The sequence below is a fragment of the Actinoplanes sp. SE50/110 genome (genome assembly GCF_900119315.1).
Classification (GTDB): Bacteria; Actinomycetota; Actinomycetes; order Mycobacteriales; family Micromonosporaceae; genus Actinoplanes.
The window spans coordinates 7,648,363-7,674,224 of the sequence record NZ_LT827010.1 but is presented as its reverse complement, the minus strand read 5'-3'; the positions used below and the strand labels follow the sequence as shown (position 1 = coordinate 7,674,224).

The 25,862-nt window shown below is 65.0% G+C and carries 11 protein-coding genes, 3 tRNA genes and 2 pseudogenes; 7 read left to right on the top strand and 9 right to left on the bottom strand.

Annotated features, from left to right (window positions below; all coding sequences use genetic code 11):
- The first annotated feature begins 3 nt into the window (after positions 1–3).
- The 4 genes from legP to ACSP50_RS34180 all read left to right on the top strand — a co-directional run bounded on the left by legP (position 4) and on the right by ACSP50_RS34180 (position 2,260).
- The gene (legP, locus tag ACSP50_RS42785) at positions 4–1,869 is read left to right on the top strand and encodes a Dot/Icm T4SS effector Zinc-dependent metalloprotease LegP (protein ID WP_014693890.1); all 1,866 of its coding nucleotides are present in this window, start codon (positions 4–6) and stop codon (positions 1,867–1,869) included.
- 116 nt (positions 1,870–1,985) lie between these two features.
- A tRNA-Gly gene (locus ACSP50_RS34190) sits at positions 1,986–2,058 on the top strand.
- Between the two features lie 38 nt (positions 2,059–2,096).
- Positions 2,097–2,167, top strand: a tRNA-Cys gene (locus ACSP50_RS34185).
- A gap of 18 nt (positions 2,168–2,185) precedes the next feature.
- A tRNA-Val gene (locus tag ACSP50_RS34180) sits at positions 2,186–2,260 on the top strand.
- Positions 2,261–2,396: 136 nt separating this feature from the next.
- On the opposite strand, the gene ACSP50_RS34175 is transcribed toward ACSP50_RS34180, so the two are convergent.
- The 4 genes and pseudogenes from ACSP50_RS34175 to ACSP50_RS34160 form a co-directional block, all read right to left on the bottom strand.
- Positions 2,397–3,515 carry an IS630 family transposase gene (locus ACSP50_RS34175; protein WP_014693889.1) on the bottom strand — a complete coding sequence of 373 codons (1,119 nt, stop codon included), beginning with the start codon at positions 3,513–3,515 and terminating at the stop codon, positions 2,397–2,399.
- Positions 3,516–4,024: 509 nt separating this feature from the next.
- Positions 4,025–4,336 (bottom strand): annotated as a pseudogene (locus ACSP50_RS34170) (integrase); the annotation flags it as partial.
- Positions 4,337–4,403: 67 nt separating this feature from the next.
- Positions 4,404–5,852, bottom strand: a complete 1,449-nt coding sequence (locus ACSP50_RS34165) for an Ig-like domain-containing protein (RefSeq protein ID WP_014693887.1) — start codon at positions 5,850–5,852, stop codon at positions 4,404–4,406.
- A 165-nt stretch (positions 5,853–6,017) separates the two neighbouring features.
- Positions 6,018–10,643 (bottom strand): FG-GAP-like repeat-containing protein, encoded by a 4,626-nt coding sequence (locus ACSP50_RS34160; RefSeq protein ID WP_043512746.1) that lies wholly within the window; start codon positions 10,641–10,643, stop codon positions 6,018–6,020.
- A gap of 298 nt (positions 10,644–10,941) precedes the next feature.
- Here ACSP50_RS34160 and ACSP50_RS42780 point away from each other — a divergent pair, with 298 nt between their 5' ends.
- From ACSP50_RS42780 to ACSP50_RS42775, 3 genes are all read left to right on the top strand, one after another.
- Positions 10,942–11,169 (top strand): hypothetical protein, encoded by a 228-nt coding sequence (locus ACSP50_RS42780; protein WP_155123711.1) that lies wholly within the window; start codon positions 10,942–10,944, stop codon positions 11,167–11,169.
- Complete coding sequence (locus tag ACSP50_RS44930) at positions 11,166–17,828, top strand: RHS repeat-associated core domain-containing protein (protein ID WP_155123710.1); 6,663 nt, start codon at positions 11,166–11,168, stop codon at positions 17,826–17,828. The genes ACSP50_RS42780 and ACSP50_RS44930 overlap by 4 nt, the downstream gene beginning before the upstream one ends.
- A 159-nt stretch (positions 17,829–17,987) precedes the next feature.
- Positions 17,988–18,674 carry a pentapeptide repeat-containing protein gene (locus ACSP50_RS42775; RefSeq protein ID WP_155123709.1) on the top strand — a complete coding sequence of 229 codons (687 nt, stop codon included), beginning with the start codon at positions 17,988–17,990 and terminating at the stop codon, positions 18,672–18,674.
- 205 nt (positions 18,675–18,879) lie between these two features.
- On the opposite strand, the gene ACSP50_RS34150 is transcribed toward ACSP50_RS42775, so the two are convergent.
- From ACSP50_RS34150 to ACSP50_RS34130, 5 genes and pseudogenes are all read right to left on the bottom strand, one after another.
- On the bottom strand, positions 18,880–19,476 hold the full coding sequence (locus ACSP50_RS34150) for a phosphoribosyltransferase (RefSeq protein ID WP_043512744.1): 597 nt from the start codon (positions 19,474–19,476) through the stop codon (positions 18,880–18,882).
- A gap of 196 nt (positions 19,477–19,672) precedes the next feature.
- Positions 19,673–20,260 (bottom strand): annotated as a pseudogene (locus ACSP50_RS34145) (IS5 family transposase).
- A gap of 629 nt (positions 20,261–20,889) precedes the next feature.
- Entirely contained in the window at positions 20,890–21,219 is a 330-nt protein-coding gene (locus ACSP50_RS45270; RefSeq protein ID WP_014693883.1) for a hypothetical protein, read from the bottom strand.
- 513 nt (positions 21,220–21,732) lie between these two features.
- Positions 21,733–25,290: an AAA domain-containing protein gene (locus ACSP50_RS34135; protein ID WP_014693882.1), complete on the bottom strand. Its 3,558-nt coding sequence runs from the start codon at positions 25,288–25,290 to the stop codon at positions 21,733–21,735.
- A complete protein-coding gene (locus ACSP50_RS34130) occupies positions 25,290–25,664 on the bottom strand; it encodes a hypothetical protein (protein WP_014693881.1) in 375 nt (124 codons plus the stop codon). The genes ACSP50_RS34135 and ACSP50_RS34130 overlap by 1 nt, the downstream gene beginning before the upstream one ends.
- Positions 25,665–25,862: the final 198 nt, after the last annotated feature.

Below are 25,862 nucleotides of genomic sequence, written 5' to 3'. Positions count from 1 at the left end.
GCGATGACACAGGTGGAGACGCCGGGTCCATGGCGTAACCAGGGCGAGTTCCGCGGTGGCGAACGCGGCACCGCGATGATCTCCGGGGTCACGTTCCGTCCCCGGCCGGTGGTGTTCAGCCGGATCGACGGGCTGGCGATCTTCGAGGGGGACATCGCCCTCGGCACCGTGGAACAACTGGAACGGCAGCTCGCGGACGCGCGCGAGCAGGCCGTGGCCGGCGACATCGCCTCCGCGGTGGCGATCAGCGGCACCCGGTTCCGGTGGCCGAACGCGCTGATCCCGTACGAGATCGACCCGGCCCTGCCGGACCAGCGGCGGGTGACCGACGCGATCGCCCACTGGGAGGCGAACACCCGGATCCGGTTCGTGGCGCGGACCGCGGCCAACGCCGGGCAGTACCCGAACTACGTCCGGTTCAGCGAGCAGGGCGGCTGCTGGTCGTTCGTCGGCATGCAGGGCAACGGCATGCAGACGATCAGTCTGGGCGCCGGCTGCACGGCCGGAAACGCGATCCACGAGATCGGGCACGCGGTCGGTCTGTGGCACGAGCAGAGCCGCGAGGACCGCGACATGTTCGTCCGGATCAACTGGGCCAACATCCAGGCCGGCCTGGAACACAACTTCGACCAGCACATCACCGACGGCGACGACCTCGAGGGCTACGACTACGGCTCGATCATGCATTACCCGCGGAACGCGTTCAGCGCCAACGGTCAGGACACCATCGTGCCGCTGCAGGCGAACGTGCAGATCGGCCAGCGGACGAAACTGTCGGCGAGCGACGTGGCCGCCGTCCACCAGATGTACGCGGCGATCCTGGGAGGAGGCTGGGCCGGCGGCTGGAGCGAACTGTACAGCGACAGCGACCACCTCAGCTCCCTCGACGTGATCGCCAACGCCGACGGCCGGCTGGAACTCTTCGGCGTCAACGAGGACGACCGGATCTGGCACACCTGGCAGACCCGGCCCAGCAGCGGCTGGGCCGGCGGATGGGCCGAGCTGTACAGCGACGTCGACCGGCTCACCCAGCTGCGCGCGGCCCGCAACCGGGACGGCCGGCTGGAGCTCTTCGGGGTGAACCGGGACGGCCGGATCTGGCACACCTGGCAGACCGCGCCCGGCAACGGGTGGGCCGGCGGCTGGGCCGAGCTCTACGGCCCGCACGACCGGCTCGTCTCCCTCGACGTGATCAACAACGCGGACGGGCGGCTGGAGGTCTTCGGGATCAACGCCGAGGGGCGGATCTGGCACACCTGGCAGACCGCGCCCGACAACGGCTGGAACGGTGGCTGGGCCGAGCTGTACAGCCCGGTCGACCGCCTGCACACCCTCCGCGCGGCCCGGGACGCCGACGGCCGCCTGGAGATCTTCGGGAGCAACGCCGAGGGCCGGATCTGGCACACCTGGCAGGTGCGGCCCAACGGTGGCTGGGTCAACGGCTGGAGCGAGCTGTACAGCCCGGTGGACCGGCTCGTCTCCCTCGACGTGATCAACAACGCGGACGGGCGGCTGGAGGTCTTCGGGATCAACGCCGAGGGCCGGATCTGGCACACCTGGCAGACCGCTCCGAGCAACGGCTGGAACGGCGGCTGGGCCGAGCTGTACAGCCGGACCGACCGGCTCCGGGTACTGCGCGCCGCCCGCAACGCCGACGGCCGCCTCGAAATCTTCGGGGTGAACAGCCAGGGACGGATCTGGCACACCTGGCAGATGCGGCCCGACGGCGGCTGGATCGGCGGCTGGCGCGAGCTCTACACCGACAGTGACTACCTGACCAACCTGGCCGTGCTCGCCAACGCCGACGGCCGGCTCGAAGTGTTCGGGCTCGGCGAAAAAGGCCGTATCTGGCACACCTGGCAGCTTTGAGCTGCCCTTTCCCGAGTGGCCGGGCCCGCCCCGGCCACTCGGCCCGACCCCGCTGCGATGGGGGTTCGGGGGGTCGGCTAATGTTTCTCTCGTCGCCGGGGAGACCGGGCGGCAACGCGGACGTAGCGCAGCTGGTAGCGCATCACCTTGCCAAGGTGAGGGTCGCGGGTTCGAATCCCGTCGTCCGCTCGGAGAGGCTGTTGCGGTTCCTCGCGAACGGCCTGCTCGGTGGAGTGGCCGAGAGGCGAGGCAACGGCCTGCAAAGCCGTGTACACGGGTTCAAATCCCGTCTCCACCTCGCTTTGCATTTGTGCTCGGGCGATTGGCGCAGCGGGAGCGCGCTTCCTTGACACGGAAGAGGTCACTGGTTCGATCCCAGTATCGCCCACCAAGGTTTTAACAGGTCAACGGCTCGTTACCGGTTTTCCGGTAACGAGCCGTTGCTGTTGTGGTCCTTACTGTGGGAGCAGAATGGGAGCGCAAGATCATCTAGTGCGTTGACCACGAACGTTCACCGGGTCTGATCGTCAGGCGGCCTTGGCTCGGGGTCGGCCCCAGCGTTGTTGGCGTTCGCTGCGGACTCGGGCTCGTTCGCGGCGTTGCGCGGCCAGGACGTCGGGGTGGCGGGCGTTGGCGTTGCGCCAGCGCAGGTATTGCTGCAGTTTGCGGGCCAGGACGGTGTGGTTCGGGTGGTTCGAGTTCGCCATGGTGAACATGCGCAGCGGCCCGAACTGCGCCTCGATCGGGTTGGCCCAGGACGCGCTGGTCGGCGTCAGGCACAGCTCGACCTTGTTACGAGCGGCCCAGGCCCGGATGGTCGGCGTTTTGTTCGCCGACAGGTTGTCCATGATTACGTAGATCGGCGCGCCGTCCGGCCGCGCTTTCCGGATGGACTTCAGCGCGGACAGGGTGTGGTCTGCGCCTTTGCGTCGCCGGTTCACGCCCCAGAGGTGGTCGTCGCCGAGGCTGTAGCAGCCGTGGAAGTAGCGGATGCCGTGCGTGCGATGGTAGGTCGCCGGCAGCCGGTCCGGATGCGATCGCGGGGCCCAGCCGCGGCCGTGGTTGGGGCGGATCGACAACGGCCCGAACTGGTCGAACGCAAAGCTGCGGGTCGGGAATCGGGTGGTGACTTCCTCGATCCGGTCGAGTTTGGCGTCGAAGTCCGGGTCCTTCGACTGCTTCCAGGTCCGGGTCCGCTGCCAGCTGACCTGGTTACGGCGCAGGATCTGTCGCAGCCGTTCCCGGCCGATGATGACTTCAGGAGCGGCGTCGGTGGCCAGAAAATCGGCGAGTTTGCGCAGGCTCCAGCAGGTGAAAGGCCGCCCGAGCGTGCTCGGGCGGGCCGTGGCCGTCGCGACGATGAACGCTTCATCGTCGTCACTGATCCGGCGGGGACGGCCTCCCGCCCACTGAGGGTCCAGCGCACGTAAGCCGATCTCGTTGAACGAGTGGATCACGTCGCGGACGGTGTCCTCATGCCCGGCGATCAGGCTCGCGATTGCTGCGACGGGTGTCCCGGACGCGGACGCCATGATGATCAACGCCCGGCGCACCCGGACCGAATCGTGCTTGCCTCTGCGGACTAGTTGTTGCAGCTTGCGGCCTTCTTCTTGCGTCAACCGCCGTGCCCTGACCGGCTCGGCCAACCCGCTACCTCACTCTCCACGACGAATGTCATCGCCGTTGAGAGTGAGGTGTTCCCAGCAGTTACCGGTGGAAGTGATCCGGCGTGTCATCGACCCGGTGAACGTTCGTGGTCAACGCACTAGAGCTTTTCGACATGTTGGCAACTCGCGGCGGGGGGTATTTGCAGATTGGGCTTGCGGAATCTGATTTCCCCCTTCTGACTGTGGGCTTCCAGGATGGGCAAGCGGTAGTTCACCTTTTTACCGACCCCGAAACCGTACTTCTGCTCGAAGGTGACGGAGTCGCCCCGCCGGGATCTCTAGTGGAGGTGCCGGTACAGGGAGAAATGGCCGTCTTTGCCGGAGATTTTGTTCTCGACCTAAACCATGCTCGGAATGTATTGCTCGATTTCTGTCGAGGTGTACCCCCAGCCGAGATGGGGGCTTGGGAAGAGCTCTAGTCTAGTGCTCCGGCAGGAGATCTGTTCTGAGCTAGTGCGTTGACCACGAACGTTCACCGGGTCTGATCGTTAGGCGGCCTTGGTTCGGGGTCGGCCCCAGCGTTGTTGGCGTTCGCTGCGGGCTCGGGCTCGTTCGCGGCGTTGCGCGGCCAGGACGTCGGGGTGGCGGGCGTTGGCGTTGCGCCAGCGCAGGTATTGCTGCAGTTTGCGGGCCAGGACGGTGTGGTTTGGGTGGTTCGAGTTCGCCATGGTGAACATGCGTAGCGGCCCGAACTGCGCCTCGATCGGGTTGGCCCAGGACGCGCTGGTCGGCGTCAGGCACAGCTCGACCTTGTTACGAGCGGCCCAGGCCCGGATGGTCGGTGTTTTGTTCGCCGACAGGTAGGACGGCGCAGCTTGCGCTGACGGGACGGGCCGGGGGGCGGCCCGCCCGGTCAGCGGCATGCGGTCAGCGGTGGTAGGTGCGGGTGCTGCTGTGGGAGACGTTGCCGGCTTTGTCGTAGGCGCGTAGCTGCACGGTGAACGTCCTGCCGTACTTGGCCGGGTTCAGGACGAAGCGGTAGCCGGGGGTGGTGTCGGTGGCAACGATCTTGCCGTTGACCAACATTTGCACCTTGGCGATCCGGTTGTGGTCGCTGGCGGTGGCGGTGATCGTGGCGGTCTTGGTCAGTTTGGCGCCGTTGGCGGGTGCTGCGCCGAACGCGAGGGCCGGTTTGGTGTTGTCGACGACGACGGTGCGGCTGGCGGAGGTTTCGTTGCCGAAGCGGTCGGTGGCCTGCCAGGTGTAGGTGAGTCGGCCGTCGCGTCCGGTCGGCACCTGCTGCTGGGAATTTCCGCTGGCGGCGTCGCTGCCGCTGTACACGGTGAAGTCGGCGACGCCGTTGGGGTCGCTGGCGACGACGGTCGTGGTGAAGCTAGTGCCCCGGACGAGCGCCATGGCGTCGGGGGTGATGTTGCTGATGCTCGGGCCGACGCGGTCGATCGCGAGCGGGAATATCGCGCTGGCAGGGTGTCCTGCTCCGTCCCAGACGCGGAGTTCGATGGTGGCTGTCGTGCCCGTGGTCATGTCTGGGGTCAGCCGGAATTCGTCGGGGTTGGTGGCGCGCAGGACGCCGTTGACCCACCATTCGGTGCGGCTGAGTCTCGACTTGTCGTTGACCACGGCGGTCAGGGTGGCGTAGGCGCCGATCGTTGTGGTGGTGCCGGGTTTGAGCGTGATCTGCGGGATGTAGTTGCTGAGGTGCTCGATGACCGGGGGGTCGTTGTCGACGATGTATCCGGTGATGACGTTGTTGGTGTTGCCGGCCCGGTCGGTCAGGATGAAGTACGGGATTTCGGATTGCTCGCTGGCGTCCCACTGGAAGGTCCAGGGGCCTTCGGTGCGGATGACGTCCTGGCCGGTGCTGTAGAAGTGCATTGCAATCTTCGTGACGTCGTCCGGGACGTCGGTCAGCGTGATGGTGACCGGTCCGCTCTCCATCGCGGTGCCGTAGGCGGGCGAAGGGGTGGCGGTCGGCAGGCTGGAGTCCAGGTGCACCCGGGTAGTGGCATCGGTCGTGTTGCCGGCGGGGTCCTTGACGCGCAGGGTGACGTCAAGGTCGGTGTCGGTGGGCAGCGCTTTGGCATTGAGTCGGATAGGGCCGTCCCAGTTGACGGGCATCGTCATGCTCAGTTTGCCGTTGAGCAGCACCTGCATCTGGGTGGTGCCGCTGTTGTCGGACACGATCGGCTTGAAGCCCTTGTAGGCGCCGACAAGTTGTCCCGGGGTGAGCCCGGTGGAGGTGATCACCGGCGGGGTGGTGTCCGGGACCGGTTCGTCGGCGTGCGCCGGTGTGGTGGCGGTCAGGCTGAGTGAGCCGATGACGACCGCGATGGTGCCTTTGCGTAGTCGTGCCATGGTCTTTCCTCGTCTAGCGTGCGGTGGCGGCACCCTACGCGCGTGAACAAATGAGGCTCACGGCTGGCTGCCGGTTTTGCTCTGTCGCCGGTGGTGAGGTGCTGCGGTGTGGGAGGCAAGCGGGTGTGGCCCGCCCTTGGCGGGGCGGGCCACTTGGTGCCGGTGTTATCCGATGGTGGTGGCGACGGTGGTCGTCCAGCCGCTGCCGATCTGGGTTTTGGTGCCGAGGGTGCCGGCGCCGGTGCCGGGGAAGAGGTAGGCGTTGCCGTTGGCGTCGACGCCGATGATGTCGGGTTTGCCGTCGACGTTGATGTCGATGACGGCGTATCTGAAGGAGCCCCAGCCGGTGCCGATCTGCGTGCGGCCCGCGGTGAACATCTGGTCACCCGGGTTGCCGGTGTTGGGGTAGATGAACAGGTTGCCGCTGGAGTCGACGGCGACCAGGTCGTCGCGGTTGTCGTTGTTGAGGTCGCCGGGGACCATCCGGTACGTGCTCCATCCGTGGCCGATGACCACCCGGCAGCAGCCGTTCGGGTAGTGGTACAGCGTGCCGATGGGGTCCTTGCCGGAGGGGTCGGTCGTGGTCCTGATGCTGAAGTGGTCCGGATGCATGTTGGCGTCCGCGTTGCCGGTGGAGTGGACGAATCCGTTCCAGCCGACACCGAGTTGGACGCGGCTGCGGAATCCGGAGGCGTGGTTGTTGGGGTACCACCAGAGGATGCCATCGGTGGTGTACCCGAGGAGGTCGGCGTAGCCGTCGAGGTCCCAGTCGGAGATGTCCCAGCGGTAGGACGACCAGCCGACGCCGATGGAGACGGGGGCGGCGAAGGTGGAGGTGCCGGTGCTGCGGTTGGCGTAAAGCCACATCTTGCCGTCGGAACCGACCGTCACGACGTCGTTGCGGCCGTCACCGTTGAAGTCGTGGTTGCCCGCGACCGGGTACTTCCACATCCTGTTCCAGGTCTGGACGAAGGCGACCTTGCCGCCGAAGTATCCGGCGGTGGCGGTGCCGGTTCCGGACCGGTGGGCGCCGATGCGCATCGGCATCGGCGTGGTGTTGGAGTCTGCCGGGGTCCACTTCACAGTGTGGGTGAAGCTGGCCATGTAGACGCTGTTGACGTAGAGGATTCCTAGGCCGGTGGTGGCGTCGTAGGTGACGGTGAGCTGTGACCAGGCGTTCCACGGTGCGCTGGCGGGGCCGGCAGTGGCGGAGTCCCACGTTGCGGTAGTGGTGTCGCCCTGGCTCATGGCGAAGCGCCAGGATTTGTCGCTGGGGTCGGCCCACAGTTTGTAGGCGGCGGTGTTCTTGCCGTCCTGGGACAGGACGGTGCCGCCGGTGGTGGGTTTGGCCCAGACGCTGAGGGTGAAGCTGGCGTTGGTCGGGACGGGCATCGACTTGGTGGTCAGGTAGCCCGTCTTGGTGTGCGCGTCAGGGCCGTTGAGCTCGACGTCGGGGCTGAACAGGTCGTTCGTGTCCCAGGTGGCCCCGTCGGTGGCGCCGGCCGCGCCGGCCGTGGCCCCGGATGCGTCCAGGTCGCCGACGATGTCCTTAGCCGTTGCGGCGTCGACGTTGCCGCTGTTTTGGTCGTTGAGCAGCCAGGCGTGGTTACCGGTGACCAGCGTCTGGGGCGTCTGGTTGGCGACGGCGCCCGTAGTGCCGGTCGTGCTGGTCACGCCGGTGACCAGGTACGAAGTGACGGTCGCTCCGGTGCCCAACGCCCACAGGTCGGGGGTGCCGTCGCGGTTGATGTCGGCGGCTTGCAGGCTGGTCGGGACGGTTGCCCACTTGGACACGTCAGTGTTGAGGGTGTACTTCGTGGCGGTCAGGGTCTTGGGCCCGTTGTCGTATTGGACGTTGCGCCACAGCGCGAGAGCGCCGGTGCTGCGGTTCCAGAGGAACATGTCGGCGCTGTCGTGCCCCGTCGTGGGGTCGTGGGTCAGCGTGCCGGCCATGGTCCAATCTTTCCAGTCGGTGCCGCCGGCCGGGTTTAGCAGGCCGGCAAGGGTGACTGGGTTGCCGAACGTGCCGTTGACGTTCTCGAAGTAGTTCACGTGGTAGGTGCCGTCGGCGGCTTTGCTGGTACCCAGCAGGCTCGCGAAAGGACTCGCCGTGCCGTCAGCGGCGACGGTGTTGAGCGTCGCTACCTGGTTGGGCTCGGTGCCTTGGATGGAGCTGAAGTCGTCCGGGCTGATTTCCTGCAGGCCGGAGATGGTGCCCTGATTCGAGTCGGACGGTTGTATCGGGGTGCCGTCTCCGCTGCCGGTGAGGATGGAGCCGGTGCCGGTGGCCGGGTCTACCGCGGGGTCCTTCTGCGTGTGGTACGAGATCACGTCTTGGCTGCCGTAGCCGGTGAACCGGCCGGTGATCACCTGGGTGCCGGTGTAGGACTTGGGGGTTTGGACGGTTGCCTGGCCGGTGCCATAGACGCCGATGTTGGCGGCCACGGGCATGACCTGACCGTTGTTGTTGCCGGCGGCAAGCCACAGACCCGGCGGGAGGTTGTTGGTGCCGCCGACGGTGACCAAGTCAGCGATGTCGTCACCGTTGAAGTCATCGGGCTGCGCCGGAGTCGCCGCGTAGGCGGTGACGGGCAGGGAACCGGTGTCACCGATGTTGCCACCGGGCGACAAGCTGGTCACGGTGACTACGTTGGAGAACCGCGTCGGCTTGATCTGCGCACTGCCTGCGCCGGTCGCGTCCGCGGTGACCTTGTAAGGCGCGCCGCCGTTGACCTGGATGAGGTAGCCGCTGGGCGTGGTGCCGTTGCTATTGGGCGTGATGAGGATCCGGGAGTTCTTGCCCTGGACCGGCGGGAACGTGTTGACGCTGGGGTCCGTGACGGTGGTGTCGAGGACGACGGTGGGCGCGCCAGTGCGCGTCGGGTCGTACCGGAAGGTGCAAGGGGCCGACCACTTCGAATAGTGGCTGGTGTCGCTCGGGCTGGCAGGGAAGTCGGTTACCCGAACCCGCCACGAGAACTGAGTGATCAGCTTGTTGCTGGCGCCGTCGACATCGGCGGCCTTACTCAGCGTGTCCTGAGGAACGTTGAGGACGGCGTTGTTCTTGTTGCTGGCCGTCGAGCTCATCGGGGTGGATGCGACCAGCTTGGTCGAGTCGCCGTCGCCGGTGGAGGGGAACAGGGACGCGTACTGCGTCTTGTACAGCTGGAAGCCGGCGCCCAGCGAAGCCGAGCCGCCCGCCGCCGCGTCCGGGTCGGTCACGTAGGCATACAGGCTGAGCGGACCGTTACCCACCGCCGAAGCCGGGCTTGCGTTGCAAGCGGTGCTGGGGCTGCTTGTCAGCTTCGTCGGCACATCCGGCGTGTGGTTGTAGGTGACGGTCATCGACACGGTCGACAGCAGGAAGTTCTTCCAGGCCCACTTGTCGGTTTCGTCACCGGCTTTGAGCATGAACGTCTGGAGGGTCTGCGGATTGCTCCCGTTGACGTCGGCGTTGATGGTCTTGGTGACATCGAAGCCGACGGTGATTGGCTTACAGCTGGTGTCATACCCGTGAGCGAAGCTCTGGGTCTGCACGGCTGCCCCGAGGTTGACGCCATCCCAGTAGGTCCACTTGGCGTTACCGGAGGTGAGCTTGGTGGTCGGCGCATACAGACTGATCGGTCTGGCGTCGCACGAGTACGAGTAGTTGTTCGACATGTTGAGCTCTGCCGAGTTGATCGTCGCGCCTTTGAGCACCGAGGGCAGCGCGAAGTTCAGCAGCGTACGGGAGACGATGGTGTCGCCGGAGTACCCCACCTGCAAGAAGCCCTGGCGGTCCGGGGTGGCCTTCCAATAGTTGCTGTCCGCATGGGATTTGGCGACGGTCGCCCAACCCGACAAGGTCGGGCTGGCCGGCGTCCACTGGAAGTCCGGATCGATGTAGAGCGGGTAGTGCGTGGTGCTGTCCTGCAGCATGCTGCCCGGCGTCAGCGTGATGCCGGTGCTCGTGGCCGTGGTCGGCAGCGGCGCCACGTTGGCGGCAGCTCCGGGTCCGTCCGGGCTGGACGCCGCCCGGGCCGCCCCGGCGTTGCGGCTGGTGGTGCTCGGCGTGACCGCCGAGCGCTGGGTGGTGGTCGTCGCGGCTGTCGTGGTGGAGTCCCACATCAGCGGTGTGGGAGCCGACAGCACGGTGCGTCCGGCCGCGTCCTTGCCGGCGACGTTGTTGGCGGCGTCGCTGGCCAGCGTGATACCGCTCGGATGGGCGGCCAGGACGAGCTTTTTCAGCGCCGGATTCGCGGCGGCAGCGGCGTCACGGACGACGAACACCTCAGAGAACCCGCCGTACACCGACGCCGTCGCCTGGAGATTGACGCCGGGCAGGACGTCGGCGTAGGTGGCGGTGTCACCAGCGACAGTAGGCTTAGGCAGCGTCATGGGAACGCTGAGATCGAACCCGAGGCCGGCTCCGGAAAGCTTCGCGAGCGGGCTGGTGCCACCGCCGGAGAGCACGACCGGGCTCGTCGACACGGCGGGGCTCAGGCTGCCGTCGGGGTTGGCGGTCAGCGTCGCGTCGAGATTCTTCCACTGGCCACCGACGCGCTGGCGGATCGGTGCGGCCGTCCGGGTCATGGTCAGGGTGCCATCAGGATTCGCGGTGAGCAGGTCGGTCGCCGTGGTGGCAGCGGTGACCTCGACCTTCGTACCGGTCTTCCGCGCTTGCGCGAGAGCTTGGTCGGTAGTCAGCAGGCTGGATGTCGTCTTGCTGACGTTACCGACGTAGCCGACGTCACCGTCGGGTGTCGCCGCGACCGCAGGCGACGACATCGAGGTGGCGACGAGCGTCGCCATCCCAGTGACCGCGGCGAGCCACCGCGGGCGTGAATTCAGCACACGCATGTTGAAGATTTCTTCCTCGCAACTAAAAGGTGTCTTATCTCGCCGCCGTCGGCAACGCGACCCGTCACAGGCCTGCCGAACTGTAAACGCAGCTCGCATATGAGGAGAAGCCGACGAACGGATCGATCAGGCCACAGCAAATTCCAGTGTTGAATAGCTCACACCGGGCGACCATTTCGTCCGTATTCACTACCGAAACAGTCCCCGTTTCTGGTTGCCATCTCGTCCATCCGCCCTTCGGGCAATCATCGTGAAGTACTTCTTCGCCGCGGCGTCATGGCTGTTCAGGGGAGAAACTGAGGAAAACCTGAGAGATGATCCGGTTGGCCGCTTACGTATGCTTTGGCGGATCTCTGCACTTGCGGCTCGTGTCTGCCTGTCTGCGCCAATCGACGCCACGCTCGCAGATTTATTCCGCCGATCGTTATTCATGCGTGATCATCAAGCGGGCGGGTTGCGGCACAATCTCGTGCCGTGATCTCGCGGTTTACCGGTCTGCATAAGCGCCGTTCAGGCGGCTCCCCCTCGGCCTATTCGACGGCCGAGGTTTCGGCGTATCTGCACCGCCGACACCGTTCCCGGCGGATGGCGGCAGTCGCCTCCGGACTTGTTCTGACGCTACTGGCCTCCGGGCAGGGCCAGGCTGTCGCGGCGCCCTCGACCGCCCCCGCGGCGAAGACGAACCCGGCTCCGGACGTCAAGCCCGGACGTGCCGTCAAGGGTGTCTACGCGCTGAAGCCGGCCAAGCAGCCGCACCGGCCCGATCCGGCCGAGCAGAAGTTCGTGCCGACCGCGACCACGCTGCCGCCGGCCGGCCATGCCGCGATCACGATCTCCGGCGCTGGCAAGTCACACGCCGCGGGAAGCGCCGTTTGGGCGCAGACCGTCGCCGCGGCTAAGACTCGAATGGCGGCCGCCTCCCCGGCTGCGGTCGACGTGCAGGTGCTCGACCAGCAGACCGCGACCAAGCTCGGGATCAATGGCGTTGTCATGACCGCCGCGGCACCGACCGCCGGTAAGGTCCGTCTCGGCGTCGACTACGCCGGCTTCGCCCAGGCCTTCGGCGGCAACTACGGATCACGGCTGCACCTGGTCCAGCTGCCCGCCTGTGCGCTGACCACCCCGCAGGTGGCGGCGTGCCGCAAGCCCGCCGACCTCGGCTCGGCCAACGACACGGCATCGCAGAGCGTGTCCGCCGTAGTCGATCTGCCTGCCACTCCGGCGACACCGCAGGCCGCTCCCGGCGCCAGCACCCGCTCCCTGGCCCCACAGAAAGCCGCGACCACGCAGCGCGCCGCTGTATTCGCCGCGACCGCGGCCACCGGCGGCGACGGCGGCTCGGCCGGTGGCTCTTACGCCGCGACCAGCCTGTCCCCGACCGGCACCTGGTCGGCCGGGAGCAGCACCGGCGCCTTCACCTATAACTACGCGTTCAAGGTGCCGCCCGCCGCGACCGGCATGGCTCCCGAAGTGGCGCTGGGCTACAACTCGTCCTCGGTAGACGGCGAGACCGTCTCCACGCAGGCGCAGGCGGACTGGGCCGGTGACGGCTGGGCGACGCCGCAGTCGTTCATCGAGCAGAGCTTTGTCTCCTGCGCCGACGACCCGGAGGGCAGCGCGGCGCCGAAGAAAATTGATGATAGGTGCTACAACGGTCCGGTTTTGACGATGTCGCTCAACGGTAACTCGTCGTCGCTGGTCTGGGACGCTACCAAGAAGGTCTGGAAGTCCGAGGACGACAACGGTGAGGTGATCACCAAGGTCACCGGGTCCAACAACGGCTCCGGCAGCTACGACACCTCCTACTGGACCGTCACCATGCGCAACGGTGCCGTGTTCCAGTTCGGCCGTAACCAGCTACCTAGCTGGACCTCCGGCAAGCCGCGCACCAACTCCGTCGACACCGTCCCAGTCTACGCCGCACACTCCGGCGACCCCTGCTACAACGCCACCTTCGACCAGTCCTGGTGCACGATGGCGTTCCGCTGGAACCTCGACTACGCCACCGACGCACACGGCAACGCGATGGCGTACTACTACCACCAGGACACCAACACCTACGCCCGCTACCAGGGCGCCACCAAGACCTCGTACGTGCGCGACAGCTACGTCGACCACATCGACTACGGCTTCACCGACGGCAATGCCTACGGCACCGCACCTAACCAGGTCGTGTTCAACACCGGCGACCGCTGCGTATCCGGCACCTGTCAGCCGTTGAACTCCACGAACAAGGCCAACTGGCCCGACGTCCCTTACGACCTGATCTGCACCTCGACCGGCACCTGCAACGTCTGGAGCCCATCCTTCTTCTCCACCGTGCGGCTCGCTTCGGTCGTCACCCAGCAGTACTCGACCGCCACCTCGAAGTACGAGGCGGTCGACACCTGGACGCTGGCGCACACCATGCCGGCTACCGGCGACAGCACCTCCCCGACGCTGTGGCTGAACTCGATCACCCACACCGGTAACGACACCAGCGCCCAGCCGAACTCCTCGGCGATCACCGTGCCCGCCGTCAAATTCGACAGCATCAAGCTGCAGAACCGGGTCGACACTGTCTCCGACGGCCTCCCGGCGTTCTACCGGCAGCGCATCAGCCAGATCACCACCGAGGCCGGATCGATCATCACCGCCGACTACAGCCGCACCAACGCATGCACCGCCCCGGTAACGATCACCCCGTCCTCGAATACGTCGTCGTGCTACCCGGTGCGCTGGACCCCGCCAAGCTACGTCGATCCGATCACCGACTGGTTCAACAAATACGTCGTCACCAAGATCACCCAGAGTGATCCGACCGGCAGCGCCGCTGCTCAGGTCACCAGCTACAGCTACCTGGGTGGTGCCGCCTGGCACTACGACGATAACGAGCTTGTCGAGGCCAAATATCGCACTTACGGCCAGTTCCGCGGTTACGGCAAGGTGCAAACCCGCACCGGTGACCTCACGAACGACAAGCAGACGCTGTCTGAGGTCACCTATTACCGCGGTATGAGCAAGAACAATAACACCACGCCTCTGCCATTAACTGATTCCCAGGGCGGAAGCCATGAAGATCTCAACGAGTTGGCCGGTACCACGCTCGAGTCCACCATTTATCGTGGCGATGGCGGCCCCGTCGAATCGTCAGAAATATCTTCGTATTGGGTTTCTGACGCTACCGCGACCCGGACCCGGACTGGCCTTTCTGCGCTGACCGCGAACTGGGTCTCAAAAGCCGAAACGTTTAGCCGTCAGCGAATCGCCAGCGGTGGGACGCCGACATACCGGTACACCCAGACCGATAACTCATACGATGCCGACATCGCAAGCCTTACCTTCGGTTCGCTGAGACAAACCTACTCCCACACGGTGCCGGTTGATGCGCAGTACGATACCTGTACTACGAACACCTACGCTCCGGTCAACAAGACCAAGAACATTGCCGGTCTAATCGCTGAAACCGAGGTCGTGTCTAGGGCGTGCGGCGGCTACACCGCCGGCAGCCCGTCTTCAGCGCCCGGCACCCTTAACCGCCTTACCGCCCCGGACAGCGTCACCCGCCCCGCACAGGTGGTTTCCGACGAGCGGTATTTCTACGACGACCCCACCTTCTCAACCACCTTCCCGCAGGCCGTCGCTCCGACTCGCGGCACGCGCACCATGGAGCAGCACGCTAACGGCTGGAACAGCACTGGCTATACATACAAGACGACTAACAAGACCGAGTACGACAGCTACGGCCGCACTATCGCTGCGTATGACGGTAACGGCAACAAAACTACAAATGTATACACCACCAACGCCGTCGGCCTCATTACCAGCACCACTACTACCAACGCCCTGAATCAGACCGTGGCCACCACCACCCTGGACACGCGGCGTTCTCTGCCATTGACAATCACCGACGCAAATAACGTCGTCACCACCCTTTGGTACGACGCGCTGGGCCGTTCCAAAGCAGTGTGGCTCAACTCTCGCACCACCGATCTGCCAGCAAACCGGCTATTCAGTTACACCCTGTCGCAGACCGGAATCTCGTCGGCGACCACACAGATCCTGAACGACGTCTCGCAGTACCAGCTGTCCACGCTGATCTACGACGGCATGCTGCGCCCCCGGCAAACCCAGCAGGGAACCCCGCGCGGCGGCCGGCTGGTCACCGACACCTTCTACGACAGCCGCGGCTGGACCAAAGCGGTCTACAACAACTGGTGGGACGACACCACCACCCCCGACACCAACCTGGTCTCTGCCGCGAACCTCGGTAAGCAGGTAGCCACCCAAACCCTGTTCACCTACGACGGCCTCGGCCGCGCCGTGAAACAGGAACAGGCCAAAGACAACGTCGTACAGACCGGCGAAACGACCACCACGGTCTACGCCGGCGACGCCACCACCGTCTTCCCGGCCACCGGCGGCACCGTCAGCACCAGCTACACCGATCCGCTCGGACGCACGGTCAAAACCGACACCTACAAGACGGTCCCAACCCTGACCACGCCGAGCAACACCTTCACCGGTGACTACACCTTTACCGGCGGCACGAAGATCTCCTCAACGTTCGGATACAACGACCAAGGCCTGCAGAACAGCATCAAGGACACCGCCGGCAACACCTGGACGACCAGCTACAACCTACTCGGCCAGGTCACCGGCAAAACCGACCCGGACGCAGGCACGTCAACCGGCATGACCTACGACGGCAACGGCAACCTCACCCAGGCCACCGACTCGCGCGGCAAGACCATCTCGTACACCTACGACAAGGCCAACCGCAAAACCGGCGTGTACGCGGCCACCGTCGCAGCCCAAGCCGCCGCGAACAAGCTCGCCGATTGGGTGTACGACAACTCCGACAACGCCGTCACCGGCATGACCAACCCGATCGGCCAGCTCACCTCGAGTACCGCCTACTGGGGTGCCAACCACGACGCCTACAAAACCCAGCAACTTGGCTTCACCATCTTCGGCACATCCAAGGGCGTCACCGTCACCATCCCGACTGCTGAGGGCACGCTTGCCGGCAGCTACACCTTCAACAAGGCCTACACCACGACCACCGGCCTACCTCTGCGTGACGTCTACCCAGCCGCCGGCGGCCTGGCCCAGGAAATCGTCACCTACGGCTACTCGACCCCTTATGACCTTCTGACCAGCAGCGTCGGCACGAACGCCTACGGCAAGATCACCGTGTTCGACGCCTGGAGCCGGGTCCAGCAGGAATCCATCGGTTCCTCACCCACCTACGGCTACGTCGTCAACAACTGGGACGCGCACACTGGCCGGCTCACCAACCAGACCGTTAGCCGCCAAACCGGCACCCCAGCCACCGTCCACTCCACGGACTACACGTACGACCCGATCGGTGACATCACCAAACTCGTCGAAACCCGGCAAGGGAGCACCGCCACCTCCGAGACCCAGTGCTACCGCGTTGACGGTTTCCGCCGCCTGCGCGCCGCCTGGACCGCCACGGACAGCTGCGCGGCCGAACCCACCAGTACCAGCAAAGCCACGGTCGGCGACGCCCTCGGCGCCTCCAGCGCCTACTGGACCACCTGGACCTTCAACGACCTCGGTGACCGCACCACCCAGACTCAGCACGCCATCGGCAGCGGCAACGACACCGTCACCAACTTCACCTACAACGGCAACGCCAAAAACCAGCCCCACACCCTGACCTCCACCGCGGCCACCACCGGCACCACCACGGTCAACACCGCTTACACCTATGACACCGCCGGCAACATGGCGACCCGGGCCGCGGGCAAGGGCAACCAGAGCCTGACGTGGGATGACGCCGGACGGCTCACCGCCATCACCGGCAGCACCGCGGGCAACACCAACTTCGTCTACGACGCCGACGGCGGCCTACTCCTGCAGAAAGACCCCGGCCAGACCACCCTGTACCTGCCCGGCGAACAGATCGCCCTCAACACCAGCACCAAAGCCCTCACCGCGACCCGGTATTACACGCTGCCTGGCGGCGGCAGCTGCATCCGCACCGGCAGCACCTACAGCTTCGCCCTCGCCGACCACAACGGCACACCCACGCTGTACCTGAACTCCACCATGTCCGCGCCGACGTGGCGGCAATACACCCCGGACGGTGCAACCCGAGGAGCGGGCGGCGCGTACCCCGACAACCGCGGCTTCCTTAACAAGCCTGTCAACAACAGCACGGGACTCATCCAAATTGGGGCCCGGAATTATGACCCGGCTACCGGTCGTTTCATCAGCGTTGATCCGCTTTTTAATCCAGACGATCAGCAGTCATGGAACGGGTATGCCTACGCGGAGAGCAATCCCGTAGCTTTCAGCGATCCGTCCGGTCTTCAGGTCCCGCCGGATGAGCGGATCCCTGGGTGGCAGATAAGCGGCGCTCCGGCTTGGGGAACTAGCGGTTTTAACACAGGCGGCAGCAACGGCAGTGGCAGCAGTGGCGGCAGTGGCGGAAAGAAGTCGACGGCTTCACTTGATGAAAAGACGGCAAACGGTCTAGAAAAGATCAGAGCTAAGATAGCCAAAAAGTATCAAGTGGCAACGATCGACGATCTGCCCGAGGCGCTACATGAATATGCCCTAGAGGACATCGAGTCCGAGGCGTGCCTGAAATACCCGAGTAGGTGCTACGACATTCTCAGTGCCATGGCGAGGGATCAGGTTTTTATCGCAAACCCAGGCGAAACTAAGGTTGACGGCCCGTATTCAAAATGGAAAGCCGCCAATGATGTTGCACAAGCCACTACAGAGGTCCTAGACGAAGACCCGAAACAGGTCATGGAAAACCATCTCAACCCTGAGGAGCGGGCTGGCCTGCTAAGGTCGATGAATAACGGCAAGTTCTACAGGTTCCGCATGTTGTACGGTCGCGCTCTACATAAGGCGGTCGCAGCGAAACTGATGAAGAGGTTCCCTGGCGAGTGGGTATATAAAGAATCCTGGGGTCCCGATTTGTTTCACAAGAGCGGAGCGGTCGTAGAAATTACTACCGCTGGGGAGATGAGTAATCATACAAGTCGATCCCAAAGAGAGCATGAAGCCTATAGGGATTATGAAGGTGCTGCCTATGTGGGCTACGCCAACGCTCCCCTTACGCAGGGAGAGATGTTCCGCCTTGCAGGAGAAATGGCGGCAGGCAACGACAGGTGAGAGCCTCGCCCGTGCACTGCGCGTCCAATATTAATTAGCGATATTGCTTTCTTGGGCTCCTGGGCTCTCTGCGAACTTGCCGCAGAGAGCCCAACCTTGTAAGCGGCGCGATTGGATAGTTAGACCGATATCACGCCTCCTTTGCGCTACAATGCATCCGTGAACGATAAGATGCTTTGGATAAGCGGCGAGAGGTTCCAGCGATATGACTTCGGCAGCCGGAAGCTCGAGTGGCTGTCAGTGACTTCGAGTAAGTTTGATGACTGCTCCTTCAAAAACTTGCGCGTAACGGGCGGTGCGCTGGGAGAGGGTAGCGTGCAGAGCGTCTTCTCTGACTGCTCGTTTGACGGATCTCATTTCTCCGGTGTGATGCTTGGGTATGTTCGATTCGAGAATTGCAGCTTCAGGGATGTGACGGCGCAGAGTTGGATGTGTCACAACGTAGATTTCGTAGACTGCGTATTTACTGGGCGACTGGACAAACTAACGGTGTTTGGTTCCTATGAGGGAATCGTTAACGAGATAAGTGGCAATGATCTAACAGGCGCGACGATGCTTGGTGGCGGCTTCCGTGCTGGAGTAGACCTGCGGAAGCAGAAGCTGCCTGCTGACAAACGGCATGTATTGATACCGGACCCTGAGGCGTTCCTAGTCAGGGCGATGGCTGCGGTACAGGAATGGCCTGATGGGGAGATGCGGCAATTCGCTGCGAGCTACCTGACGGTACTTGGTGAGGATTTCAGAAGCGGCCAGAATGAATTGCTTTACTGTGCCCGCGACTCCTCTGCCGCTGCGGCGGAAGCTAATAGTAGGATTCGTGCTTTAATTGAATCTGGTGCGAAATAGATGAACTCGGTGACGCGGCCGTGCTCGCGAGATGCTAGCGGTTGGCGGATGAGGTGTCGGCTTGGAATGAAATGGGACCGGTCGCACCTGGCCGGTTCCATCCGCGAGCACCAGCCCTACCAACCACGACCGGCAGAACAGCCCCTCGCTGCTTGACGAAACCCATAAGGACACCCCCGCCGGTAAGCCGGTGATCGCCGCCGGCTCACCGGCGGGTTGCCCTCCAGCTGCAGATCACGCAGATCCGCGGGAGGAACGCCATATCGCGGAGCGCCGCCTTCACCGCATCGGAGCTGCCAAAGCCCTCGGTGAGCTGCCGGCCGACCGTGAGGCCTACGATCCGGGCGGCGCCGTGAGCGCGCAGCATTTTCGCGGTACTCACCAGGGAGGCCCCCGAAGTCCAGGTGTCGTCGACAGGCAGGATCGCCAACCCCGGCAGCCGGGTGGAGGCGTTAAACCGAAAGTAGGAGGAATCCACGACACCACGCGCCGGACGCCCCTCCCTGGTCTTCGACATTAGGTTGAAGATCCATGGCACGGGCCAGTCGCTGATGAGGCTGGCGGCGGTCGGGAGCGGGTCGAAGGGGCGGTCGCCTCCCCAGCTCGGGACGTGGGTCGCGAAGTCCAAGGGGCCGAAGCGGGTTTCGAGGCAGCGCAGGTGCCGCACGAGAAGGCCACGGGTCAGCGCTGCCAGGGGCGCGGCCAGCCATCGGTGATCCGGGCCGAAGTTGTTGTAGCGGTGCAGCAGGGACTCCAGTCCGTCCGCGACCGACGATCCGATCGGCACGTAGCCATCCAGCACGCCGTCATAGCCGCGGCAATGCTGACATCGACGAAACGAAACGCCCTTAGGGTTCAGTCGGACGGCCCCGAAACAGATGTCGCACCACCCGGCCGCGCAGATCGGCGACGGCTTACGGTCCGCCGCTTCGCTTATTTTTTGAGATCTGCAAGCGGGCCAACTCGGCAACCGCCCTAAGGCGTGTTTTGGAAGCTGGTCATAGCCACTCGCCGATGATCACGATGGTCAGGGCGGCTTGGAACCGGACTGCCAGCTTTTCGTAGCGGGTGGCGATGCCCCGGTAGCGCTTGAGTCGGGCGATGCTGTTCTCGACGGCGTGACGCTTGCGGTAGAGGGCCTTGTCGAACTTCGGCGGGCGTCCGCCGCGGGATCCTTTGGCCTTGCGGTGGGCGTCCTGGTCCTTCTTGCTGGGGATGCAGGCCTTTGGTGCGAGCGCCGGCGGCGTGCTGATGGGCGCGGCTGGTCATCGAGTCGACGCTGACCGTCCAGATGATCCTGCCGTTGGTATCGGCGGCGGCCTGCAATGCCGCGAGGATCCGGTCCCAGGTGCCGTCACGCTGCCAGCGGCGGAACAGGCCGTAGACCGTCTGCCAGGGCGGGTAGACGGCAGGGACGTCACGCCACGGGGTGCCCATCCGGATTCGCCCCCGGATCGCGTCGATGAGCTGCCGTTTGTCCCACTTCGGCGGACGACCGGTCGTGGACGCGGCAGGAAGAAGCGGGGCCAGCACGGCCCACTGCCGGTCGGTCAGTCATGCCGCCTCGTCACCGCTAAGGTGGCCACGAGGTCTCCGGTATGAAGTTCTTGCTTGGTCGCAGAACCAGATACCGGAGACCTCTTCAGTTATCGATCACCGCCACGCCGGAACATCGATCAACCGTCAGCTTCTAAAACACGCCTTAGACCCTTAGGCGCGGGCGCGGGCCGCAGCAGCCTATGGGGTCGCCCCACCCATCTCGGCCGCACGCCGGGGCCTCGGCCGGTCAGCGTCGCGCATGCCACCGGCGTGATGGCACCTCGATGTCTTTACTCAAGGTGACGGCGTTCGTGGGTGGTCCGTGGGTGATCGGATGTCGGCGACCGTTCCAGAACTACGGCGGCTAAACCAGCACGATCGAGTCGGGCCTGCTGGTCCTGGCGGCCTGCAATTCGGTGACTCGGCCACGACCTGCCGAAACCCGAACGGCCTCTGAGCTGGCAAGACGACTTTGGCACAAGGTTCTTTGAATGAGGTTACGAAGCGTGCTAGTGCCTACTAGGCGTCTAACTACGGATCTGAAGGTTAGAAGTTCGAGTCCCTTCGGGCGCACTTCTTCGATTGAGGCCTGAGCTGCGGAAACGCGGTTCGGGCCTTTCTCGTTGTCCGGCCTTGTAGAGAGGTTGGGTGGCGAGTGGGTGGCACATGGGTGTCATCACTTTCCGCGACTGACCGGGTTGCGGCGGCTGCGTGACCTGCGGCTTCGTTTCTTACTGGTGGGCCATTTCTCCGAAGGTGCTTCTTTTCCGGCGCGCCCGGTGGGCCGGTTCTTCGCCGCTTTCTCCTTGATGCGTTGGCGGGTGTGCCGGGCCGCGGCCAGCACCAACGCGGCCGTCGCGTCGGCGCAGCGGCGCTGGGAGTCGGGCAGGACGCTGGTGTAGGTGTCGGCGGTGACCACGATGCTGGAGTGTCCAAGCAAATCCTGCAGCGTCTTCAGATCCGCGCAGGCCTCGTGCCAGGGAGGCGGCGCCGTGGCGCAGGTCATGCAGCCGGACCGGGGGTAGGCCGGCGCGGATGGTGAGCTTGCGGAACCGGGTGGTGGCGTAGCTCAGGTTGATCGGTTCGCCGTCCTTGCGGGTGAAGACGTAGCCGGCGGATGCCAGTTCACGGCGGACGCGGGCGCGTTTACGGTGGGAGCGAATATGGGAGCACAAGCTCGCCTCAGACGGCGTTGAACGGTGCTGAACAGCGTTGACCTGCCGGGAATGGCGGCCTGGGTCCGCTGGTCAACGCCCAATCCGCTGGTCAGCGGGTCGTTGGCCGTTCCTTGACACGGAAGAGGTCACTGGTTCGATCCCAGTATCGCCCACCAAAGGTTTTAGCAGGTCACATGCTCGTTACCGGATTCTCGGTAACGAGCATTTGCCGTTGTGGTCCTTACTGGGAGAGCGCAGGATCGGATAGAGGCTGCCCGCGCATCGGGTCCACCCGATGACGTTTTTTCCATACGGCTGCACCAGGCCTCGCCCGGCTGAGGTCCCGACCTCGACAGATCGGATCAGTGGAGATCTGTCCCGATCGCGTCACGCAGCTCAGCCACAACCTGTTCCGGTTCGGCGAGGCAGCGCCATGCCGGTACCCGCTTGACTGTTGCGGCGGAGGCGATGATGTCCAGGCGGCTCAGCACCCTTCGTAGCGAGTGGCCGTCCGGATCGCCGTCGGGGTCGTCGACCAGCACGGCCAGCCGCTTGTCGCCGAGGCTGATCGTGAAGTCGACGGGGTAACCCGGCAGCGGCGTTTCCCAATGCACTGTCAGTCCGGTCTCGCGAAGGCCGGCGATCAGCCGATCGGCCGGTCGTGGGCCGACATCGGTACCTGCTGCTGTCGTGCGGGTAGGGCTGGCGAGATCGGCCAGCAGACCGCGTTGTCCGGACCACCATGACCGGTCACCGGCGACGATGAGTTGGGAGCGGGCGCGGGTGATCGCCACGTTCCACAGGTTGGTCTGGTTGACGAGCCAGCCGCGGGTGCGTTCGCTGATGCCCTGGGCGCCGACCGGCGAGACGACCATGATGTCCTTCTCGCTGCCCTGGAACTTGTGGATGGTCGCGCAGAGCAGGTTGTCGGTGAGCCCCTGGTCGAGGAGGGCGCGCTGGAGATGGCGCTGCTGTTCGGCCAGGGGAGTCACGACGCCGATCGAGGCTTCCGGATACTCCTTGCGCACCCGCTGCACCTCGGTCACCACGGCCTGGATCTCGTCGGCGTTCCGGCCCGATCCGGTGGCGCCCTTGGTGAAGTGGCCGGGCACGTCGACCCAGCGGGTGGCGGGTTCGGCCGGTGCGGCGAGCCGACCCGGGTCGGTCAGTACGGTCAGCCGGTTCTGGTAGACCACCCGGTTCGGGGCATCGATGATCTCCGGGTGGCAGCGGTAGTGTTCGTCGAGCAGGATGGTGCTTCCCGCTGCGGCGGCGAATGCCTCGTACGCCGAATGGTCGCGGTAGGTCAGTCGCCGATTCGTCAGCCAGCCGTGACCGAGTCCCGCACGGGCCTGCTCCCTGCGGTCGTCGTCGGCGGAGAGCTCGACGACCGGGGTCAGCTGCCGTGGGTCGCCGATGATGAGGGCGCGTTCTGCTCGGTAGAGCATCGGCAGGATGTCCGCGACGGTGCACTGGGCTGCCTCGTCGATGATCACCAGGTCGAACAGGCCGGCCCGGGGTTGCAGTCGGCGGGCCGACTTCGCGGTGACCGCCCACCCGGGGAGCGCCTTGACGAGGGCCGACATGTAGGTCCAGCTGCTCCCGTTCGGCTTGGCCATCTCGTCGGCGCGATTGCGGAGCAGGGTGGTGTTTCCGCTGACCCGCGTGGCGATCTGGGCGCGCAGAAGCTCCTTGCTGTGCTCGGCTCTGGTGTCGTGCTGCAAGGTCCGTAAGCGCTGCCATGCGTCCTCAACGGCGTGTGGCAGTGCCACGAGTTGCCGCTGTCGTTCACGCCAGCATTGCTCGATGACCGCACTCTCGCCGAGGACGGTGATCGCATCGCGGTCGAAGGCCCCGGATGACCGTAGCCGTCTGCGGTACCACCATCCGAACCAGCGGCTCCGTAGCGCCCGTTCGGTGAGGTCGACCAGCTTGGCCAGGGTGCGCTCATCCGTGTCGGTGAGTGTCGCGTCGCGTGCGAAGGCAAGGTCGGCGAGATCTCGTTCGAGCCGGCGATGGTGATCGAGTTCTTCCCGCAGCTGTTCGATCTCGTGTGCCACGAGACGAAGCTCGTGGAACGGGCCGCGCGTGTCCGCCGCTGGTGGCGGCCACGCCTGCATCACCTCGGCGAGGTACTGCGGTTCCTGCTGCCGGTAGTCCTTGTTCCCGGTACGCAGGATCAGGCCGGAGCCGACCATGGCGGTGACCCGCTCGACCACCTCGTCGACGGCCCGGTTGTTCGTCGAGCCGATCAGCACGCTCTGCCCGGCCGCCGTGGCAGTGGCCAGCAAGGCGGTGACCAACTGGCTCTTACCGGTACCGGGCGGTCCCTGCGCAACCGTCAACGGCCTGCTCATCGCAGCCCGGATGATCTCCTCCTGGGTCTCGTTCACCGAGCTCGGCGCCACCGTCAGCACGTCGGCCGCAGGTTCGACCCGCGGGTCGTCGTTCGCGTTCGACAGCGCGCCGAGAGCGGTCGACGCGATCTTCCCGGCGTTCTTGACGATCTCCTGCAGGTCCTCGATCAGTTGTCGATCGGGGGACTCGGTGCTTCCGGCGGCGAACAGCATCCCGGCGTTCTGCACGCGGTTGAGTGGTCCTCGGTCAACCCTGCCGGCCAGGTTCTGCGGATCGAGTGGCGAGGCCGGCTTGAGGCCGAACGCCTTGGCGACCAGGTTCACGGCGTCGGCGAGGGATCGGCGATCGCCGGGAACGAGTCGTTCCGCTACGGCCTCGCGCAACTCGTCGGCCTCGACCACGGACAACTGGAAGTGGTCGACGAGGGCGGGACTGGGTTGCGGCGGTGCGGGATGAGCCAACCCGTCGGCGCCTACGGTCAGATCGCAGACGAGCAACGGCGCCCAATGGAGCTGCTGCCGGCCCTTCGGGGACAGCGTCACCACCGGGTAGCCGTACTGCAGGGATCGGCCACCAGCCTCCGCCGCCTTGGCGAGTTGTTGTCCTCGTTCTCCGAAGCGGACCGGTTCACTGGCCGAGAACACGACCTCACGGCCGGCGGGGGCGGGGACATACGAGTCACCCGCTACCGGATCCACGAAGAACTGAAGAACGGCGGAACGCTGCAGGCAGTTGACGTAGTAGCCGAGCAGCCGCCGCCACCGCTCCGTGTCGAACGGTGCATCGTCCGGCTCCTCAGCCGGTTTGCCGGGTACGTGTCGCCGGCGCTCGACAGATCCGCTGACCAGAGGGATCGGCTCAGTGACACCCTCGCTCGACTCGACCGGCTTCTCCTCTCGGCGGCGGCGCGACATCTCCGTCATCGCGTACCGAGAGAGGTCGCTCGCCGTGATCCAGCCGTCTTCAGCGGTGCCTTGGGCCGCGCCGCGGAGACCGGTGAGCAGCACCTCGGTGAAAAGCGAAGGCCGATCCGGACCTTGCGCCTTCGAGGCCTTCAGATGGCTGCTCGACTGCAGCAGGAACGTGCCGCGTTCCCGCTTGAGCCGACGGGGCTCCTGCCGCACGCCGCCGGTGAACCGATGCCGCGCCGTGAACGACCCCGAGAAGCAGCAGTCCAGAAGAACCACCTTCTGGCCGGCCTTGGTGTCGTTCAGCATATGGCGCAGGATGCCTTCGACATCGAACGCAGTGGTGTGGAGGATCGACGTGTCGGTGTCGATCGTCCCGAGGAACAGAGACTGCCGGTCGCCGTGCAGAACCCCGTGGCCGGAGTAGTAGAACAGTGCGAGATCGCCGGCGAGCCGGGCACCGTAGAACTCCTCGACGAGCTGTTTCATCTGCACTGCGGGAAGATCGATGCGCGCCGTGACGCTGTCGAACTCGCCATCGGTCTCCAGCAGGGTCTGCAGTTGCTCGACGTCCTGCCGGACACCGGGCAGCGGGGTCAGCTTCCGATCAGCGTGATAGGTCGCCGTCCCCAGTATCAGGGCGTGCCGACCCATCAGCGGGAACGCTCGATCGCATCACGAACAATGTCGATCATCTTGGCCGTCTCCGCCTTGGTCGCCTGATCGATCGTGAACTCGACGTCCCCGATCCGCAGATGGGCCCGGCGACCCTGATTACGGTGGAGAAAGCCCACCACGAGGTCGACGAGCGCCTGTGCGTAGCCCGGATCGGTGCCGGCGACCGCGGCGACGGCGGCAAGCACGACCTCGCCGACGCCCTTCCCGTCGGGAACAGCGGGCGCTTCGAGCCGACTCACCTCGCCTATGTCGCGCAGGTCCTCTTCGAGTTCTTCGGTCAGCTGGTCGAGAACGAAGTCGTCGTCCTCCGGCAACGGCGTGAAACTGACCTCGATGAAGACCTCGGACACTATGCCTCCCGCAGAACCCGACTCAAAAGCATCCGAAACGCTACGGATTGTTAGAGCGGCACAGTTAAATATGTCGGGTTCCCGACATGATGGTGATTGCCGGCGATCGGGGTCGGGTGCGGTCATGAACTGCGCGCGCCACGCTGACCTGGCTGGATGCCGGCGTCCCGCCCGCAGGACCGTCGCCGGCCGGTCGGT

Bases quoted from the DNA above. Each gene is read 5' to 3' on its own strand.
- legP (WP_014693890.1), top strand. From the start codon at position 4: ATGACACAGGTGGAGACGCCGGGTCCATGGCGTAACCAGGGCGAGTTC.
- ACSP50_RS34165 (WP_014693887.1), bottom strand. From the start codon at position 5,852: ATGGCACGACTACGCAAAGGCACCATCGCGGTCGTCATCGGCTCACTC.
- ACSP50_RS34160 (WP_043512746.1), bottom strand. From the start codon at position 10,643: ATGGCGACGCTCGTCGCCACCTCGATGTCGTCGCCTGCGGTCGCGGCG.
- ACSP50_RS45270 (WP_014693883.1), bottom strand. From the start codon at position 21,219: ATGACCTGCGCCACGGCGCCGCCTCCCTGGCACGAGGCCTGCGCGGAT.
- ACSP50_RS34135 (WP_014693882.1), bottom strand. From the start codon at position 25,290: ATGGGTCGGCACGCCCTGATACTGGGGACGGCGACCTATCACGCTGAT.